Here is a 2950-nt window from a genome sequence, read left to right on the forward strand (position 1 = left end):
CTTTTTTGCACCTGAAACGTTGGCGAGGCATTGCTACTCGATATGCAAAAACTACAACATCTTTTCTGGCTGCTGTGCAAATTCGTTGCATTGCTATTTGGTGTACTGTTTTGACCTGATCTTGTGTAGACACTATTTAGTACATTTTGCAATGACCGGGAATCGTAAGCGGCAGCTGCACAAGGCAAGGCTCGCAAGACGCAGAAACGCAGTTCCGCCCATCGGACCCCTTGTACGGTTCAAAGCCGTTTTTGCTTTTCCGATGCGCTTTGCGGAACAACGGAATAATGGCCGGCAGGCCGCATGCAATTGCGCCCAAAGCGTATGGCAGCCGTCCAAGAGCATCGGACGGTTCCTTCTTCGTGCTAAAAAACAGGCTGCGGCCGGGGCACTGCCGGGCGCGAGGCGCCGCGCAGGAGGCCCGCGCAGCGGCGCCTGCTGTCGTGCCAGATGGACCGCCTTCCCAAAAAGCCGAAGCTGCTTTTGCAGGCGGAGCCGCCTGCGGGCCGCGCGCGGCCGCAGGGCCAAACGAACGCGCTACCCCAGATAATCGCGAACGTCCACGGGCGCGCCGTTCAGGTTCGCCTCGAAATGCAGGTGGTATCCATATGCGCGGCCCGTTCGGCCCACATAACCGATGAGCTGGCCCTGCTTGACAGGGACGCCGTCGGCGATGCCCTCGGCCCAGGCGGACATATGGGCGTAAATGGTCACCAGCCCGCCGCCATGGCTCAGCTTGACACAGGTGCCGTACGTGTAGTGTGCTTTTGTGCTGACAACACCGTCCGCCGCCGCGTAGATTTTTGTACCCAGCGGCGCGGGGATATCCATGCCGCGGTGGAATTCCTGTACGCCGTTCAGCGTGCGCCAGCCCATGGGCGAGCCGGTGGAATAGCCCGGCAGCGGCCAGTAAAACGCGCCGCCTGTGTATTCGGGCGCGTCGTTGTCGCTTTGGGCGGCCCATTCCGCGTATTCCCGTTCCGCCGCGGCGATCTCCTGCTCCTTGGCGGCAAAGGCGGCCGCGCCGGCCTGCTCGGCCGCCTGCGCGGCGGAAAGCCGGGCGTTTGCCTGCTGCAGCGCCGCGGCATATTCATTTGCAGCGGCTTCCAGTTCCGCATTGGATGCGTCCAGCGCGTCCAGCTCCGCCTGCTGCCGCGCGGCGAGGGCGGCCAGCTCTTCCCGGCGGGCTGTCAGCTCGGCGATGAGCCGTGTGTCACGCACCGCGATGCGCTGCAAATATTCTCCGAATGTGAGCATCTCAGAGAGACTGTCCGCGCCCAGCAGAACGGCAAGGCCGGATTGACGGCTCATTTCATACATGCCCTTCATGCGCGCCTCAAAGCTTTGGGTGCTTCGGTCCACCTCCAGCAGTTTGGCTGCCACCTGGGCCTGCGTGCCGGCAAGCTGTGCTTCACATTCCTGTATTTTCAATTGAAGCACCGCGATCTGGACTTTGACGTTCTGCTCCTTGGCCGTATACAGGTTCACAAGGTCTCCGGCGCGGGCGGCGTCGGTCCGGTTTTGCTCGATCTGCTGCTCGATGGCCTGCTGCTCGGCACGCAGCCGCTCCAGTTTTTCGGCGGGCGTTTCGGCCGCCGCCCGGAACAGCAGCCCCAGCCAGCAAACGGCCAGCAGAGCGGCGGCGCGCCGCATTCCTTTTTTGTACATCCGCGGAAAACCTCCTATTCGGCATTGAGGTAAGGCCACGCCGAAACGGGGTCGCCGTTCAGGTCCACTTCAAAATGCAGATGGTTTCCGGTACTGTTGCCTGTGCTGCCCACATAACCGATGAGCTGGCCTTTTTCCACGAGGTCGCCATCCTTCACCGCGCACGCGGACAGATGACCGTACAGCGTCGTCAGGCTGCCGCCGTGATCCAGCTTGACGGAAATGCCCATCACCCAGTGGTTGTTGAGGCTGGCTGCTCCGTCGGCCGCGGCGTAGACGGGCGTACCCGCCGGGGCGGGGATATCCATGCCGGTGTGTACGTCCTTTGCGCCGTATACCCTGCGCGCCGTACCGAAATCAGAGGAAAGCGTTGTGTAACCCGGCAGGGGCCAGGCGAATTGGGCCGCGCCGCCGGACGGCGCGCCTTCAGGCACGGCGGCGGACCATTCTGCCCACTCCTGCTGCGCCTGCAGATATTGCCGCTGTATTTCCTCTAAGGAGCTATCCTGCGCGGCAAGTGCTTCGAGGCGGCCGATTTCCGCCTGGAGCGTCTGTAATTCTTCGCGCAGGCGTTCCAGCCGTTCCTCCGGTGCTTCTCCGGCCGTGGGCTGGGGCGTGCCGCCCTTGTAAACAGGCGCGGCGGTATCCGACCGGGCCGGGGCGGCGCAGGCAACGAGCGTGCTGGCCAGCACCACAAGGGCCAGCAGAAGGCACAAAAGCGGCGTGCCGCGCTGCTTTTTTCGCAGGCTGAGCATTTCTGCAAAGCGGCGTCTGGTTTCTCCTGCGCCGGAGGCAAAGCCGGTGGTGAGCGCGGATATGCGCCGCCTGCGCGCGGACGCCAGCACGTCCAGCACCGCCGCGCCGTAGGCCCTGCGGTAAGCCATGTCACGGCCTGCCAGCACGGCTTCGTCGCAGGCAAGCTCCATATCCTGCCGCGCGGCGCGGGCCATGCACCACACCAGCGGGTCGAACCAGTGCAGGGCACAGGCAGCCGCCAGCACGAACTGGAAGGGGATATCCCCGGCGCTCCGGTGGCGCGCTTCATGGGCCAGCACATAGGGCAGCGTGTCCGCGCGCAGGCCCGCGCCCTCCGGCAGATAGACCGCCGGACGCAAAAGGCCCGCCAGCATGGGCGTATCCAGCCCGGCCACGGCGTAGACGCGCATGCTCCGGCCGAAGGCGGCGCGGCAGGCGTCCGCAAGCGTTTCGTCCGCAAGCGGCACCCGCCCACGGCGCAGACGGCGCATGGACGTCCCATAGGCAGCCAGGCGCGCGGCCAGGC

2 protein-coding genes and 1 pseudogene are annotated in these 2950 nt (G+C 64.5%); 1 reads left to right on the forward strand and 2 read right to left on the reverse strand.

Annotated elements, in window-relative coordinates:
- Positions 1–119 (forward strand): annotated as a pseudogene (locus tag IIY41_RS13160) (IS5/IS1182 family transposase); the annotation flags it as partial.
- A gap of 418 nt (positions 120–537) precedes the next feature.
- Here IIY41_RS13160 and IIY41_RS13165 read toward each other — a convergent pair.
- Positions 538–1668 carry a murein hydrolase activator EnvC family protein gene (locus IIY41_RS13165; protein ID WP_172726208.1) on the reverse strand — a complete coding sequence of 377 codons (1131 nt, stop codon included), beginning with the start codon at positions 1666–1668 and terminating at the stop codon, positions 538–540.
- A gap of 14 nt (positions 1669–1682) precedes the next feature.
- On the reverse strand, positions 1683–2950 hold a 1268-nt coding region (locus IIY41_RS13170), incomplete at its 5' end, for a M23/M56 family metallopeptidase (RefSeq protein ID WP_287401120.1).

It is taken from the genome of Ruthenibacterium sp. (genome assembly GCF_017421385.1).
Taxonomy (GTDB): Bacteria; Bacillota; Clostridia; order Oscillospirales; family Ruminococcaceae; genus Ruthenibacterium; species Ruthenibacterium lactatiformans.